This window comes from Stutzerimonas urumqiensis, assembly GCF_003640395.1.
In the GTDB taxonomy this organism is placed as follows: domain Bacteria; phylum Pseudomonadota; class Gammaproteobacteria; order Pseudomonadales; family Pseudomonadaceae; genus Stutzerimonas; species Stutzerimonas urumqiensis.
In genome coordinates this window covers 171,999-187,739 of record NZ_RBZQ01000006.1, presented here as the reverse complement: position 1 = coordinate 187,739, position 15,741 = coordinate 171,999, and the positions used below count along the sequence as shown (strand labels likewise).

The 15,741-nt window shown below is 68.8% G+C and carries 14 protein-coding genes; 9 read left to right on the top strand and 5 right to left on the bottom strand.

Annotation, left to right across the window (positions count from 1 at the left end; genetic code table 11):
- Positions 1 to 186: 186 nt before the first annotated feature.
- The 5 genes from D7325_RS13505 to D7325_RS13485 form a co-directional block, all read right to left on the bottom strand.
- A complete protein-coding gene (locus D7325_RS13505) occupies positions 187 to 1,491 on the bottom strand; it encodes a TRAP transporter large permease (RefSeq protein WP_120996430.1) in 1,305 nt (434 codons plus the stop codon).
- A gap of 40 nt (positions 1,492 to 1,531) precedes the next feature.
- A complete protein-coding gene (locus D7325_RS13500; protein WP_120996428.1) occupies positions 1,532 to 2,038 on the bottom strand; it encodes a TRAP transporter small permease in 507 nt (168 codons plus the stop codon).
- Between the two features lie 52 nt (positions 2,039 to 2,090).
- On the bottom strand, positions 2,091 to 3,077 hold the full coding sequence (locus D7325_RS13495; protein WP_245962080.1) for a TRAP transporter substrate-binding protein: 987 nt from the start codon (positions 3,075 to 3,077) through the stop codon (positions 2,091 to 2,093).
- Positions 3,078 to 3,272: 195 nt separating this feature from the next.
- Positions 3,273 to 5,156: a methyl-accepting chemotaxis protein gene (locus tag D7325_RS13490; protein ID WP_120996426.1), complete on the bottom strand. Its 1,884-nt coding sequence runs from the start codon at positions 5,154 to 5,156 to the stop codon at positions 3,273 to 3,275.
- A 73-nt stretch (positions 5,157 to 5,229) separates the two neighbouring features.
- Positions 5,230 to 6,168 carry a LysR family transcriptional regulator gene (locus D7325_RS13485; protein WP_120996424.1) on the bottom strand — a complete coding sequence of 313 codons (939 nt, stop codon included), beginning with the start codon at positions 6,166 to 6,168 and terminating at the stop codon, positions 5,230 to 5,232.
- Between the two features lie 206 nt (positions 6,169 to 6,374).
- On the opposite strand from D7325_RS13485, the gene D7325_RS13480 reads away from it, so the two are divergent.
- From D7325_RS13480 to D7325_RS13440, 9 genes are all read left to right on the top strand, one after another.
- A complete protein-coding gene (locus tag D7325_RS13480) occupies positions 6,375 to 7,127 on the top strand; it encodes a 5-oxoprolinase subunit PxpA (RefSeq protein WP_120996422.1) in 753 nt (250 codons plus the stop codon).
- Positions 7,124 to 7,837, top strand: coding sequence for a 5-oxoprolinase subunit PxpB (pxpB, locus tag D7325_RS13475; RefSeq protein WP_120996420.1), 714 nt, complete (start codon positions 7,124 to 7,126; stop codon positions 7,835 to 7,837). The genes D7325_RS13480 and pxpB overlap by 4 nt, the downstream gene beginning before the upstream one ends.
- Positions 7,834 to 8,748, top strand: coding sequence for a 5-oxoprolinase subunit C family protein (locus tag D7325_RS13470; protein ID WP_120996418.1), 915 nt, complete (start codon positions 7,834 to 7,836; stop codon positions 8,746 to 8,748). The genes pxpB and D7325_RS13470 overlap by 4 nt, the downstream gene beginning before the upstream one ends.
- 167 nt (positions 8,749 to 8,915) lie before the next feature.
- Positions 8,916 to 9,875, top strand: a complete 960-nt coding sequence (locus D7325_RS13465) for an AAA family ATPase (RefSeq protein ID WP_120996416.1) — start codon at positions 8,916 to 8,918, stop codon at positions 9,873 to 9,875.
- Entirely contained in the window at positions 9,875 to 10,837 is a 963-nt protein-coding gene (locus D7325_RS13460; RefSeq protein WP_120996414.1) for a DUF58 domain-containing protein, read from the top strand. The genes D7325_RS13465 and D7325_RS13460 overlap by 1 nt, the downstream gene beginning before the upstream one ends.
- On the top strand, positions 10,834 to 11,328 hold the full coding sequence (locus tag D7325_RS13455) for a DUF4381 domain-containing protein (RefSeq protein ID WP_120996412.1): 495 nt from the start codon (positions 10,834 to 10,836) through the stop codon (positions 11,326 to 11,328). The genes D7325_RS13460 and D7325_RS13455 overlap by 4 nt, the downstream gene beginning before the upstream one ends.
- A complete protein-coding gene (locus tag D7325_RS13450) occupies positions 11,321 to 12,334 on the top strand; it encodes a vWA domain-containing protein (RefSeq protein WP_120996410.1) in 1,014 nt (337 codons plus the stop codon). The genes D7325_RS13455 and D7325_RS13450 overlap by 8 nt, the downstream gene beginning before the upstream one ends.
- The gene (locus D7325_RS13445) at positions 12,331 to 14,079 is read left to right on the top strand and encodes a vWA domain-containing protein (protein ID WP_120996408.1); all 1,749 of its coding nucleotides are present in this window, start codon (positions 12,331 to 12,333) and stop codon (positions 14,077 to 14,079) included. The genes D7325_RS13450 and D7325_RS13445 overlap by 4 nt, the downstream gene beginning before the upstream one ends.
- Positions 14,076 to 15,701 carry a BatD family protein gene (locus D7325_RS13440; RefSeq protein WP_120996406.1) on the top strand — a complete coding sequence of 542 codons (1,626 nt, stop codon included), beginning with the start codon at positions 14,076 to 14,078 and terminating at the stop codon, positions 15,699 to 15,701. The genes D7325_RS13445 and D7325_RS13440 overlap by 4 nt, the downstream gene beginning before the upstream one ends.
- Positions 15,702 to 15,741: the final 40 nt, after the last annotated feature.

Below are 15,741 nucleotides of genomic sequence, written 5' to 3'. Positions count from 1 at the left end.
GCTGTGCCGGTTCGAACGCGGTGGCCCATCGTTGGAGTTCAGCGCTGGACAGCCTTGCATCCATGCCGGCTCAAAGAGCGTGACGCGCCATCCGTCGTGCACGTCACGCGTGTTCTGATAGATACCGGCCCGGCCAGTTCCCTCGTTCGTCGCTACAGCATAGGCGGACCGGCGCAGACCGTCGGCTCAGCTGGTGTGGACCATCTGCGGCAGGAACAGGACGATGTCCGGGAACGCGGTGATGATGATCGCCGCCAGCACGATCAGCCCGAAGAACGGCAGGCTGGCCCGCGCCACGGCGCCCAGGTCGCGGCCGGTGAGGCTCTGGATCACGAACAGGTTGAAGCCCACCGGCGGCGTGATCTGCGCCATCTCGACGATCAGGATGAGGAAGATGCCGAACCACAGCAGGTCGATGCCCGCCGCCTCGACCGCCGGCATGATCACCGCGGTGGTCAGCAGGATGATCGAGATGCCGTCCAGGAAGCAGCCCAGCACCACGAACAACAGGGTCAGCGCCAGCAGCAGCAGGTAGGGCGAGAGCTGGCGATCGACGATCCAGTCGGCCAGCTCCGCCGGCAGCCCGGTGAAGCTCATCGCCGCGGTCAGGTAATGGGCGCCGAGCAGGATGAAGAAGATCATGCAGGAGGTGCACACCGCGCCGAGCAGGCTGGCCATGAAGGTCTCGCGCGTCAGCGAACCGGACACCAGGGCGATGACCAGCGCCCCCACCACCCCGACGGCCGCCGCCTCGGTCGCGGTCGCGAAGCCGCCGTAGATCGAGCCGATCACCGCGACGATCAGCAGGCCGACCGGGATCAGCAGCTTGGCGCGCCGCAGGCGGTCGACGAACCCCAGCCGCTCGGGCTCGTCCGGGATGCTGCGGCGATTGAACAGCGACCAGAGCACCAGGTAGCCGGAGAAGATCGTCAACAGCATCAGCCCCGGCACCAGCCCGGCGATGAACAGGCGCGAGATCGACACCTGCGCCGCCACGCCGTACACGATCATCATGATCGAGGGCGGAATCAGCAGGCCGAGCGTCCCCGCGCCGGCCAGCGAGCCCATCGCGATGGCGTCCGGGTAGCCGCGCTGCTTCAGCTCGGGCAGCGAGATACGGCCGATGGTCGCCGCCGTCGCGGCCGACGAACCGCTGACCGCCGCGAAGATGCCGCAGCCGAGCACGTTGACGTGCAGCAGCCGACCCGGCAGCCCGCGCACCCAGGGCGACAGGCCACGGAACATGTCCTGCGACAGGCGGGTGCGGTAGAGGATTTCCCCCATCCAGATGAACAACGGCAGCGCCGTGAGCGTCCAGCTGGCGCTCGCCGCCCAGCTGGTGGTGGCCAGGATGGAACCGGCCGGCGCGCCGCCGAAGAATTCCATGCCGGTGATGCCGACGCCGAGCAGCGCCAGCGCCACCCAGACGCCACCGGCCAGCAGCACGAAGAGCGAGACCAGCAAGGTCGTCGCGATGATCAGATAATCCACGCGAAGTCGTCCGTAAGTAATTGCCGGAAAGAAAGCCTGCTCACTCGCTCATGACCGCCTGGCCGTCGGCAACCTCGAAGGGGCGACCGCGCAGCAGGCTGACGAGTCGGTCGAGCATCGCCACGACCAGCACCAGCGTGCCGATCACCATCGGGACTTGGGGAATCCACATCGGCACCGGGATCAGCCCCGAGGACAGGTCGCCGAAAACGTAGCTCTCATAGACGAACAGCGCGCTGTACCAGGCCAGGTAGGCGCTGATGCCAAGGCCGACGACATTGGCCACCACGTCCAGCCCCTGGCGACCGCGCGCCGGCAGTGCCTTGAACAACAGCGAAACGCGGATGTGCGCGCCCCGGTGCAGCGCATACGGCAAGCCGAGAAAACCCGACGCCGCCATCGCATAGGCCGCCAGTTCATCGGAAGCCGGCACCATCGTGCCGGCCAGGCGGGCGATGATCTGCGCCACGATCAGCAGGCAGATCAGCACCATGAACACCCCCGACAGCACGCCGCACAGGCCATAGAGTCGTGTCAGTGATTTCATGCGTCACCTCTTGCGCAAGCCGCGCCCTTCGGGCACGGCAGGTGGCTGTGGGTCACTGACGGTATTGCTCGATGATCGCCGCGCCATCGGCGCCGGACTTGTCCAGCCATTCGCGGGTCATGGTCTCGCCGATCGTGCGCAGGCCCTGCTCGACGTCGTCGGGCGCGTCGGCATGGACCTGCATGCCGTTCTTGGCCAGCGTCTCGATCAGCTCGGCGGTTTCCGCCTCGGCAGTCGCCCAGCCCTTTTCCTTGGCACGCGCGGCGGCTTCGAGCACGGCGGTCTGCGTCGCCTCGGGCAGGCGCTTGAAGGCGCGCGCATTGACGATCACGAAGTTCTTCGGAATGAAGGCACGCACGTCGTAATAGTGCTTGGCGAAGTCCCAGGCCTGGGTGTCGACGCCCGTGGTCGGCGAAGTCAGCATCCCGTTGATCATGCCGGTGCTGAAGGCCTGCGGTACTTCGGTCACGTTGATCACGGTCGGGATCGCGCCCATCAGCTCGACCATGCGCGAGGTCGCCGGGTTGTAGGCGCGGAACTTCATTCCCTCGAAATCCGCCATGCTGGTGACCGGCTGCTGGGTGTAGATGCTTTGCGGCGACCAGGGCATGGCGTACAGCAGCTTCAGCCCGTCCTTCTCGAGGCGCTGCTCGATGGCCGGCCGGCTGGCCTGCCAAAGCTTCTTCGCGTCGTCGTAACCGCGCACCAGGAAGGGCACGCTGTCGACCTCGAAGATCGGATCTTCGTTGCCCAGCGCCGAGATCAGCATGTCGCCGAGCTGGACCTGGCCGGTCTGCACCGCGCGCTTGACCTCGGGGCGCTTGAACAGCACCGAGTTGGAATGCACGCGGATCTTCAGTTCGCCATCGGTTGCTCTTTCCACGTCTTCGGCGAAAGCCTTGGCCACCTGGGTGATCGAATTCCCCTCGGGGTTCTCGACCGTCATGTTCCATTTGTCGGCAGCCTGGGCGGTCGCGCCGGCCAGGCCTAGCAGGCCGGCCAGCATGGCCGGGGCGAAGCGGTTCTTCGATAGGATCATGGCCCTTCCCTCGTCGTCATTGTTGTTATGTCGCCGGCGCAGCGCTGGCGTGGGACCGAGTCTCGGCAGTCATCCCGCGCCTGTCCAACTAGAAAAATCGGCGCCAGACGATCAGAAAAGGTTATAGACGCTGCCGGAGGCGCAACGAAAAAGGCCCCGTGCGTTCGGACGGGGCCTTGGAGGGAAGCGTCGGTCTCAGCCGATGCGGAAGCGACTGGTGCGCTCGCCCAGCGCGCGGACCTGATCGGACAACCCGCGCGTATGGCCATCGAGGGTCAGGCGCAGATCGCGGGTTTCGCCCGTGTGGGTATTGATGTCTTCCATCTTGTGGGCGATCTCGTCGGTGGTCGCGGAAATCTCTTCCACCGCCACGACCACCTGGTTCATCTCGGAGGCGAGCTGCTCGACCGATTGGGTGATGCGATCGATCGAGGACGCCACCTCGCCGGCGTCCTCCTCGCTGCGCTTGGCCAGCGCGAGCCCCGACCCGGTGAGTTCGTCGACCTTGCGGGTCTGCTGATCCAGCTCGGCGACGATGCGGGTGATGTCGGTGGTCGCGGCGACGGTCTTTTGCGCCAGCGAGCGCACCTCGTCGGCCACCACCGAGAAGCCCCGCCCCGCTTCGCCGGCACGCGCCGCCTCGATGGCGGCGTTGAGCGCCAGCAGGTTGGTCTGGTCGGCGAGGCTGTTGATCACATCGATGATGCTGCTGACCTGGCTGCCGCAGCGGGTCAGCGAGGCGACCTGGGCGTGGGTGTCATGGATCAGCCCGGACAGGCGGCGCATGTTGTCGACGCTGCCGCCGATCACCCGGCTGCCATTTTGCGCCGAGGCGCAGGCGGCATCGGTCGCGGCGCCGACGTCGGTGGCCCGCTGGGCGATTTCGTTCACCGTGGCGGAAATCTGATGCGAGGCGGACGCGGCCTGCTCGGTCTGCTGCTCGACCTGGCCGCTGTTCTCGTCCAGGCGCTTCATCGCATCGTTGAGGTAGGCATGCAGCTGGGTCAGGTCGCGGTTGGCGTCCACGACCTGGCGGATTAGCCCGGCGATGCTGCCGATCATGTCGTTGACGGCCATGCCCAGGCGGTTGAATTCGTCGCGCGGATTCTTGCCGACCGCCATCTTGCCGGTCAGGTCGCCCGCGGCAACCTGCGACAACAAGGCGCTGACCTTGCCCAACTGGCCGAGCAGCGCCTGCGACGCACGGATCAGGGTGACCAGCACCAGCGCGGCGGCCGCCAGGAAAGCCAGGCCCAGGATCGTCCGCGCCGAGGATTGCGCGGCTTCCACGTCCTTAGCAGTGGCCGCGATGATGCCTTCGGTGAGGCTGGCATCCAGCCGGTCGACCTCGCCTTCGATCGCCTGGCTGCGCGTCGCCATCGCCGATTCCAGGTCGCGCAGCTGCGCGATCAAGCCATCGACACGAGCGAATACCGCGGCGAAGGCGCGGGCGTCCTCGCCGATCTTGCTGTCCTGCCAGTCCAGCTCGACGATCTGCGCGTTGAGTCCCTCGATCGCCTCGCGGGCCTTGGCGGCGAACTCGGCGTTGAAGGTCGACAGGTAGTCGCGCTGCGCCGACAGGGCATCGCTGATGAACGGCGCGATGAGGCTGATCTTGATCGCATCCAGCGCCTTGCCGGCATTGGCAAGCGCCAGGCGCTCGTTGTCCTTGGGGCTGAGGCCGAGCGTCTGGTTGAGCGCGAGCCACTGCCGGTGCGCCTGCACGTCGGCCAGTACGGTGGCGGCTATCTGCTGCGCCGCGGCGGTGACACCGGCATCGCCAAGGGCGCGCGAGCGCTGCTCGAACGCCTGCGCCTGCGCTTGCACCCGTTCCAGCTGCTCGGTCAGGCGCGGCGCGGTATCGGCCGAAAGCTGGCCGCGCAGGCCACGCAGACGAAGCCAGCCGTTGAGCAGTTCGATCGATGCGCTGCGGAAATCCGCGGCCGATTGCTGCGCTTGAAAGGAATCGGCCAGTCGATCGTTGACCCAGAGGGCCGAGCCCACCATGACGACGAAGCTGACGAGCGAGACGCCGATCAGCAGCCGGAACTTTTGCTTCCATGACAAGTAGATAGGCATGCCGGTATCACTTTGTTGGTAGTTGTCAGACAACTGTGTCGGCCACGGCGGACGGTTCTTTAGCGCCGATCGCTCACGGGGTGTCGGCGATGCCGTCCGGCAGCAGCACACGGTCGTCGCCCGCCTGCTGGGCGAACTCGGCGACCACCCGCTGCGCCAGCGCCACCAGGTTTTCGCTCAGCTCGAGGCCGACGCCGGTGCGCCAGGTCGCCACGATGTCCATCGGCGGCAGCTCCGGTACGCCTTCCACGAGGGCCAGCGAGCCATCGGCCAGTTCGTCGACCACCAGCGCCGCCGGCAACGCGCCAACGCCGAAGCCATCGCGGATCAGCCGGGTCATGGCCGCCACCGAGTTCACGCAGCTCACCCGCGGGTTCTGGATATTCCCGGTGTGCAGCAGGTTGAGCAGGTCCTGGTGGGGACGGGAGTTCTTGGAGAAGGTGATGATGCGCTCGCCGCTCAGCGCCTCCAGCGAGTGGTAAGGTCGGTTCAGCAGTGACCGCGACGACACCACCCAGTTGACCGCGAAACGCGCCAGCGCCTGGTTGCGCACCGTATCGCTGCGCAACATGTCGGTCTGGAAGACGAGGTCCAGGTAGCCCTTGTGCAGCTGCTCGCACAGGTTGCGGGCGGTGTCGGCGGTCAGCTCGATCTCCACCGAGGGGTATCGCTCCATCAGCCGCGCGACGAAGGGGCTCAGCCAGGTGTGCACCACGGTGTCCATCGCGCCGACGCGGATCAGTCCGCCCGCATCGCCCGGCTGGCTGATCGCCTGCTTCATCGCCTGCATGGTGTCCATCACCTGCTCGGCGTATTCGAGCACCCGCACGCCTTCGGCGGTCAGCGTCACGCCGCGCGAATCGCGCAGGAACAGCTGCACGCCCAGCTCGCTCTCCAGCGCGGCGATGCGGCTGGAAATGGACGCCTGGGTGCTGAACAGCTTCTCTGCCGTCAGGCGGAAGCTCTTGAGCCGGGCGACCCAGACGAAGGTCTCGAGAAATCTCAGGTTCATGGCGCCGCGCCTCCTGGCCGTGCGGTTGCCGGCTTGCATAGCGCCGCAAGCCCTCGGGCGCACCATGAGCCAGCCCGCAGTGGATGCGCAAGTGCGCCGGGCAACGGAAATTCCTATCCCCGGCGCTCGCCATAATTTGTTGGACGACCCGTCGAGGCAAAACCAAGATGCGGCCATCGACACGCACACCGATCGGAGGGACCACCGTGCCCAAGCTGCTGCTCAACTGCGACATCGGCGAAAGTTTCGGCGCCTGGCGCATGGGCCTCGATGCCGAGGTCATGCCCTACATCGATTGCGCCAACATCGCCTGCGGCTTCCATGCCTCCGATCCGGGCACCATGCGCCGCACCGTGGCGCTCGCGGCCGAGCACTCGGTCCGCATCGGCGCCCATCCGGCCTACCCCGACCTGGTCGGCTTCGGTCGCCGCTCGATGGCCTGCTCGCCACAGGAGATCGAAGACATGGTGCTCTACCAGGTCGGCGCGCTGGACGGCCTGTGCCGGGCCCAGGGCCAGCAGGTGCGCTACGTGAAGCCGCACGGCGCGATGTACCAGGACATGATGCGCGACCCGGCCAAGCTCGCCGCGGTCCTGCGGGCGGTGGCCAGCTACGGGGGCGACCTGCCGCTGATGCTGATGAGCACGGCGGACAACACCGCCGCGCAACGGCTGGCCGACGAGCACGGCGTTGCGCTCCTGTTCGAGACCTTCGCCGACCGCGCCTACGATCGCGCCGGCTATCTGGTCGCCCGTAGCGAACCGGGCGCGGTGCACCACGACAGCGAGATGATCGTCGCCCAGGCCATCGCCCTGGCCCGCGGCGACGCCCTGACGGCCAGCGACGGCAGCGCCCTGCGGTTGCGCTCCGACACCCTCTGCGTGCACGGCGACAACGCCGGCTCCGTCGCCGCGGTACGTCGTATCCGCGAAGCGCTGCAGGCGCTGGAGCCGGCATGACGCCGCGGATCGAGGTCTCGGCGCTCGACTGCCTAACGCTGCGGCTGTTCGACCGCATCGACGAGCGCAACATGCCCTGGCTGCTGGCCGCCGCCGAGCGGCTGACCGAGCGCCTGGGCAGCGCGCTGATCGACCTGGTGCCGTCCTACACGACGCTGCTGATCCACTACGACCTCAATCGGCTCACGGTCGATCAGGCGCGCGCCGCGGTACTCGACGCGCTGAACGGACTGACCGCGGCCGAAGACCTGGGCGGCCGGGAACATCTCGTGCCCGTGTGGTACGACCGCCGTGTCGGGCCGGAACTGGCGCTCATCGCCGAGCGCGCCGGGCTGGAGGTCGACACCGTGATCGAGCGCCACGCGGCCCATGCCTACCAGGTGTTTGCGCTGGGTTTCGCACCGGGCTTCGCCTTCATGGGGCTGGTCGAGGAATGCCTGGCGACACCGCGGCTGGCCACGCCACGCAAGCGGGTCGCGGCCGGCAGCGTCGGTATCGCCGACCGCCAGACCGCCGCCTACCCGGTCGCCTCGCCGGGCGGCTGGAACCTGATCGGTCGCACGCCGGTGCGCCTGTTCGACTATCGGCAGGACGGCTATAGCCTGCTGCGCCCGGGCGATCGCGTGCGCTTCGAGCCGATCGACCATGCGGCCTTCCTGCGACTGGGCGGCGACGACAGCGCCATGCCCGCTATGGAGCACGACCGATGAGCCTGCGCATCGAACGAACCCGTGCGTTGGCGCTGCTGCAGGACGATGGCCGCTTCGGCGTCCGCCACCTCGGGGTCACCCAGGGCGGCGCGCTGGATTGGGTATCGATGCGCTGGGCCAACTGGCTGCTCGGCAATGCCTTGGCGGCTCCGGTCCTGGAGATCACCCTCGGCGGGCTCGCGCTTTCTGTCGAAGCGGATGGCGTGCTGGGGCTCGCGGGTGCCGATCTCGGCGCAACGCTCGACGGCGCGCCGCTGCCGCCGTGGCGCGCAGTCGCCGTTCGCCGCGGGCAGCGCCTCGCCTTCGACGGACCGAAGCTGGGCGTGCGCGCCTACCTCGCGGCGCCCGGCGGGTTCGAAGCGCCCGCCCTGCTCGGCAGCTGCGCCACGGTCGTGCGCGAAGGCCTGGGCGGGCTGGAAGGCGACGGCAAACCAGTGGCCGAGGGCGACGTGCTGCGCTGGCGCGGTCCGCTGCCGGAACACCGCCGCATGCCGGCCACTGCCATCCCCGACTGGTCTGGTTCCGCCACGCTGGATGTCGTGGTTGGCGCGCAGATCGGCGGCTTCGATGGTCAGAGCCTGTTCGATGCGTTCAACACGCCGTGGCAGATCGATACCCGCAGCGATCGGATGGGCATGCGCCTGCTGGGGCCGGCCCTGCGCAGCAAGACCCGCACGATGATTTCCGAAGGTGTGCCGCTGGGCGCGGTGCAGGTCCCGCCCGACGGCCAGCCGATCGTGCTGCTCAACGATCGCCAGACCATCGGCGGCTACCCGCGGATCGGGGCGCTGACCCCGCTGGCGATCGCCCGTCTCGCCCAGTGCCTGCCGGGCTCCGCGGTCCGTTTGCGGCCGGTCGTCGCCGCCCAGGCGCAACAGGCGCACCGTCGTGCGCTCGCCAGCTGGCCCTAGCGCACACCGGCACCGATCCGCCAGCGGCAGGCACCCGCCGCGCCGCCTGGCTCACAAACCAGAGCCGGCTGTACGCATCGCCATCGCGCCTGCAATACAATCGCCCACCGGCCCGCGCGCCGCACGGACGCCGGGTCATGTCGGGTTTGATTACACAGGATGCCGTGATGGACCACCGTGAAGCGCTGCTTGCGCTGCGACAGTTTCTCTCGAGCCAGATCCTCGGCCAGGAGCGCCTGGTCGAACGTTTGCTGATCGCCCTGCTCGCCGATGGCCACATGCTGGTCGAAGGCGCACCGGGCCTGGCCAAGACCCGTGCGATCAAGGAGCTGGCCGACGGCCTCGAAGCCGAGTTCCATCGCATCCAGTTCACCCCCGACCTGCTCCCGGCGGATATCACCGGCACGGAAATCTACCGCCCGGAGACCGGCAGCTTCGTCTTCCAGCAGGGGCCGATCTTCCACAACCTGGTGCTCGCCGACGAGATCAACCGCGCGCCGGCCAAGGTTCAGTCGGCCCTGCTCGAGGCGATGGCCGAGCGGCAGGTCAGCGTCGGTCGCAGCACCTACGACCTGTCGCCGCTGTTCCTGGTGATGGCCACGCAGAACCCGATCGAGCAGGAAGGCACCTACCCGCTGCCCGAAGCGCAGCTCGATCGCTTCCTGCTGCACGTGAAGATCGGTTTTCCCGATGCCGCGGTGGAGCGACGCATCCTCCAGCAGGCGCGCGGCGAGGCGATCAATGGCGAGGCGGCGCCGGAGCATCGCGTCAGCCAGCAGGCGATCTTCGCCGCCCGCAAGGAGATCCTCGGGCTCTACATGGCCGATGCCGTGGAGGAATACCTGGTCCAGCTGGTCATGGCCACGCGCACGCCGGCCAAGTTCGATGCCGAGCTGGCGCAATGGATCGCCTATGGCTCGAGCCCGCGCGGCTCCATCGCGCTCGATCGCTGCGCCCGGGCGCACGCCTGGCTCGCCGGGCGCGACTTCGTCAGCCCGGAAGACATCCAGGCCATGCTGTTCGACGTCCTGCGTCATCGGATCATCCTGTCGTTCGAGGCAGAAGCCGCCGGCATGGATCAGGACCGCGTCATCCAGCGCATTCTCGACGTGGTGGCGGTGGCCTGATGCAGCCGCGGCCGCCCGACCCAGTGCCCACCGCGCCCGAAGACGAGGGCGTCTACACCAGCCTGGCCGAGCTGATCGACCTGCGTCATCGCGCCCGTGAAACCCCCTTGTTCGTGACCCCGCCACGGCGCAGCCCGCTGGTGGGCCTGCATCATTCCAGGCTGCGCGGCCGCGGCGTGGACTTCGATCAGGTGCGCATCTACCAGCCTGGCGACGACGTGCGCACGATCGACTGGCGCGTCACGGCCCGCACCCAGGAGCCGCACACCAAACTCTTCCACGAAGAGCGGGAGCGACCGATCTTCATCCTCGTCGAACAGAGCCATCGGCTGTTCTTCGGCAGCGCGAACCTGTTCAAGTCGGTGCTCGCCGCGCGCGCCGCCGGGCTGATCGGCTGGGCCGCGCTGGCCAACAACGATCGGGTCGGCGGACTCGTGTTCAGCGAGCGCGACCATCACGAAATACGGCCGCGGCGCGACAAGCACAGCCAGCTGCGCCTGCTCGACCGGCTGGTGGCTGCCAACCGGGCGCTCGGCGCCGGGCTCGCCGACCCGGCCGATTGCTTCGCACAGGCGGCGCGCCGGGCCCGCGAGGTGCTGCGTCCGGGCAGTCTGGCGGTGGTGCTCTGCGACGTCCGTGCCCTGACCGACGCCGCCAAACGGCAGCTGCATTTGCTGGGACGTCATGTCGATCTGTTGCTGCTCCCCGTTTCCGATCCGCTGGACCACGCCCTGCCAGCCGCCGGCCTGCTGCGTTTCGCCCAGGGCCGCGGCCGCCTCGAGCTGGACAGCCACGACCACAACCTGCGCCTGGCCTATAAACAGCAGGCCCAGGCGCGCACCGCGCGCTGGGAACGCCTGGCGAGCCAGCTCGGCGTGCCCCTGCTGCCGCTGGATACGCACACCGATCTGATCGAGCAGCTGCGCCTGCACCTGGGCCTGCAAGGAGGCGCGCGGCGATGAACCCGCTCGATCAGCTCGCCCCGCCGATCGCTCCGCCAGCGGTGCCCTGGTGGCCGCCGGCCCCGGGGTGGTGGGCGCTTCTCGCAGTGCTGATCGTCGGTGGCTGGCTGTCGTGGCGGCTCATCCGGCGGCTGCGTGCCCAGCGCGCCGGGGCGACGAACCCACCGGCGCTCGATCCGCACCGCGAAGCCGCGCTGGCCGAACTCGCGGCCTTGCCGCGTCCCTACTCGGGCCAGCCCGCCAACCTCTGGCTCCAGCAGATCAACGCCCTGCTCAAGCGGCTGTGCCGGACGCGCTATGCGCAGGACAATCCCCATACGTTGAGCGGCCGCGCCTGGCTCGCGTTTCTCGACAATCGCTGCCCGGCCGCCGGCCTGACCCGCTGGATGGTGCTCGCCGAGGGCGCCTACCGTGCCGAGTGCCGACTCGATGACAAGGCGATCGACGGCCTCTACCAGGCGGTCGATACCTGGATTCGCAAGCATGCTTGAGTTCGCCTGGCCATGGCTGTTCGTCCTGCTGCCGCTGCCCTGGCTGCTGCGCTGGTGGCTGCCGGCGTCGGACAGTCGCGAGGCGGCGCTGAAGGTCGCCTTCCTGCCCGAGTTGGCCGCCCTTGCCGGACGTCATGCCGGCATTGGCCTGCCGGGCTGGAAGCAGCAATTACCGTACGCGGCCATCTGGCTGCTGCTGCTCACCGCGGCAGCGCGGCCGCTCTGGGTGGGCGAGCCCGCACCGCAACCCACCAGCGGCCGCGACCTGCTGCTGGCCGTCGACGTGTCCGGCTCGATGGAATACCCCGACATGGAATGGGAAGGCGAGCAGATCAGCCGGCTGGAACTGGTGCAGCGGCTGCTCGGTGATTTCATCGAGGGGCGCCACGGCGATCGCGTCGGCCTGATCCTGTTCGGCAGCCAGGCCTACCTGCAATCGCCACTGACCTTCGACCGTCAGACGGTACGCGCCTGGCTGGACGAAGCCCTGATCGGCATCGCCGGCGGCAACACCGCTATCGGCGATGCCATCGGCCTGGCGGTCAAGCGCCTGCGCGACCGCCCCGCGGACAGCCGCGTGCTGGTCCTGGTGACCGACGGTGCCAACAATGGCGGCGAGATCGATCCGCTGGTCGCCGCGCGCATCGCCGCGCGGCAAGGCGTGAAGATCCACACCATCGGCATCGGCGCGCCCGCCGACGCCGCGGACCCGGCGATGCCGTTCGGCTTCTCGCTCGGTGTCGAGCTGGACGAGGCGACACTGCGCGAGGTGGCTGCGCTGACCGGTGGCCGCTATTTTCGGGCCGGAACGCGCCAGGAGCTCGCCGCGGTCGGCGCCGTGCTCGACGAGCTGGAGCCAGCCGCCCAGCCGCCGGAGCAGGCGCGCTACGCCTATCCCTTGCATCCCTGGCCGCTCGGGCTGGCGCTGGTCGGCAGCGGATGGCTCGTCGTCGCGAGCCTCTGGCCCAAGCGGCTGACGCGTCGACGCCGGCGAGTCGCCCCATGAACGATTGGCTGCCCCATCTGTTGCGCCCGTACTGGCTGCTCGCCTGGCCAGCGCTCGGCTGGCTGCTGTGGTCGCTCTGGCATCGCCAACGCCGCACCGGCCGCTGGCAGCGTCTGCTGCCCGAGCGCTTTCAACCTTACCTGCTGACCCGCGGCCGCCTGCGCAACAGCCGGCTGCCCTGGGTCCTGCTCGGCATCGGCTGGCTGCTGGCCGGCATCAGCCTTGTCGGCCCGAGCTGGCGGCAGCTCGAACAGCCGTCGCTGGAACGGTCCGATCCGCTGGTCGTGCTGCTCGAAGTCACCCCCCGGATGCTCGCCTCGGATGTCGCCCCGACGCGGCTGGAACGGGCCAAGCGCAAGCTGCTCGACCTGCTCGCCGCCCGCCCCGATGCGCAGACCGCCGTGGTGGTGTTCGCCGGCAGCGCCCATACCCTCGTGCCGCTGTCGAGCGACATCGCCACCACCGGCAACCTGCTCGAAGCGGTCAAGCCATCGATCATGCCCGAGGAGGGCCGACGCACGGACCTGGCGGTCAGGCAGGCGCTGGCCCTGCTGGAACAGGGCGGACAACCCGATGGTCGCCTGCTGCTGATCGGTACCGGTATCGATCCCGAGGCCGAGCGCACCATTCGCGAGGCCTTGGGTGACGATGGCGAGCGGCTGTCGATCCTCGGCATCGGTACCGCTGCGGGCGGGCCGATCGTGTTGGAAGACGGCAGCCTGCTCAAGGACGATGCCGGCTCCATCCTGCTGCCCCGGCTGGATGCTGCCGGATTGCGCGCCTTCGCCCGCGAACTCGGCGGCCGGTATCAGACTGCGCGGCTGGACGATGCCGACCTGCGTCGACTCGAGCTGCTGGAGGCGCGGGGGGCGCTGCATACCCAAGACGAGCTCACCCGGCTGGACACCTGGGAGGACCAGGGTCACTGGCTGCTCCTGCCGTTGGTGCTGCTGGCGGCCTTCGCCGGGCGCAAGGGCTGGCTGTTCTGCGTCCCGCTGCTGCTGGTGAGCGCACCGCCGGCGGAGGCCTCGCTCTGGCAGGATCTGTGGTGGCGCGCGGACCAGCAGGGTGCGCGGCTGTTGCGGGAACAGCGACCCGAAGAAGCCGCGACGCGCTTCGAGGACCGCCGCTGGCGGGGCCTCGCCCACTACCTCGCGGGGGATTACACCGCCGCAGCCGAAGCCTTCGCCGCAGGCGATACCGCCGCCGACCACTACAACCGCGGCAATGCCCTCGCCCGGCAGGGGGCCTTGGCCGAAGCCATCGAGGCCTACGACCAGGCCCTCGAACGGCAACCCACGCTCGAGCAGGCCGAGCGCAACAAGGCGCTGGTCGAGTCCCTGCTCGAACGACGCGAAAGCGCCGGCAGTCAGCCCGCCGCCGGCGAACCCGAGGCACCGCCCGCACGCGAGGCAACCGGCGGACAGTCCGCCCCTTCACCCGCCAGCCCGCCCTCGGAGCAGGAGGCCAAGGGTCGCTCCGAATCGTCCGACGAGGCGTCGTCCGAGTCTTCGTCGACCGGCACAACGGACTCGGCCGCCTCCCCCGCGACCGATGAAGCGTCGGGCGGTGCGGCCGCCTCGCCGTCAGAGGCCGAACCGCAGCCATCCGCCAGCGACGAACCGGGTCAGGAGCGCGCACTGGCCACCGAACAGTGGCTGCGCCGCATTCCCGATGATCCCGGCGAGCTGCTGAGGCGCAAATTTCTCATCGAGCAACGTATGCGACAGGAAACCCGACCATGACCCGCCTGCTCCCCTGCCTGGTACTGCTGTTGCTGAGCGGGCAAGCCTGCGCCGCCGGTCTGACCGCGCGGGTCGACCGCACCCGCCTGGCGCTGCACGAAACACTGGAGCTCACCCTCGAAACCGAGGACGCCACCCAGTTCGGCGCCCCGGACCTCGGCCCGCTCGCCGCCAGTTTCCAGGTGGCATCGACCCGTCAGCAGAACCAGTTGGCCACCGTCGACGGCCAGGCGCGGGCCCTGACGCGCTGGCTCATTACGTTGCAGCCGCGCAAGACGGGCTCGCTGGAAATACCCGCACTAAGCCTCGGGCAATGGCGCAGCGAACCCATCCAGCTCACCGTGCAAGCCGACGACCCCGCCAGCGAAACGCTCGCTCCGGTGTTCATCGATGCGACGCTCGATCGCGATCATGTGTATGTGCAGGGCCAGATCGTGCTGACGCTGCGCATCTTTCACTCCGTCTCACTCTATGACGACAGCAGCCTGTCGCCCTTGCAGATGCCAAACGCCATCGTCGAGCGGCTCGGCGAGCCGCGTACCTACGAGAAGCGGGTGAACGGCATGCTTCATGGGGTCATCGAGGTGCGCTACGCGATCTTTCCGCAGCAGAGTGGGCACCTGACCATCCCCGCGCAGCTGTTCAGCGCCACCACGGTGGCGGCCACGGACGGCTATTCGCCCTTCGGGCCGACGCCGGGCCGGGTGACCGAAGTGAAATCGCCGGTGATTCCGCTGGAGGTGGCACCGATTCCGCCGTCCTATCCGAAGGACCAGCCCTGGCTGCCGGCCCGTCGCCTGACGCTGGTCGAGGCCTGGACCCCGGCGCCAGCCGAGGCGCAGGTCGGTGAGTCACTGACGCGCAGCCTGCTGTTGCAGGCCGAAGGCCTGTCGAGCGCCCAGTTGCCGCCGATCGAAACGGCCGAGGTTCCTGGTCTGCGCCGTTACCCGGACCAGCCGAGCCTGGCCAACGAAGTTGGCCCCGGCGGGGTGACCGGCAGTCGCGAGCAGCGCGTGGCGCTGGTACCGACCGAGCCCGGCAAAGCCACGCTGCCACCGATTTCCGTGACCTGGTGGAACACCGAGACCGATCGGCTCGAGGTCACCGAACTGCCGGCGCATACGCTCGACGTGGCGATGAACCCGACGATCGAACAGCCGCCCCTGGAATCACTGCCCGCTCCTGTAGCGGCCCCTTCGGCGTGGCCGGCCTGGCCGTGGCAGATCAGCACGCTGGTCCTTGCATGCACCACGCTGCTGGGTTTCGGCCTGTGGTGGCATGCCCGGCGCCAGCCGGCGGTGCACCGCAGCGCAGCCAGCGGTCCGAGCCCGCGCACCTTGCTCGACGACCTCAAGCGCGCCTGCCTGGCCAACGATAGCCAGGCGACACGCCAGGCCCTCGATGCCTGGGCCCGCCAGCAACCGGAGACCCTCGCCGACATGGCAGCCCGCTTCGTCCCGCTGTCCGACGCCCTGGACGAGCTCAACGGCGCGCTTTACAGCGAAACCGGCCAGCGCTGGCAAGGCGAAGGTCTCTGGCGAGCGGTGCAGGCGCTGCCGGCACAGGAGCAGCAAGCGATCGAGCAGGACCAGAGCGCACTGCCCCCGCTCTACCCACGCTGACCAGCAGCCGGCCAGGGCGCTTGAAGCCAGGGCCGAACCT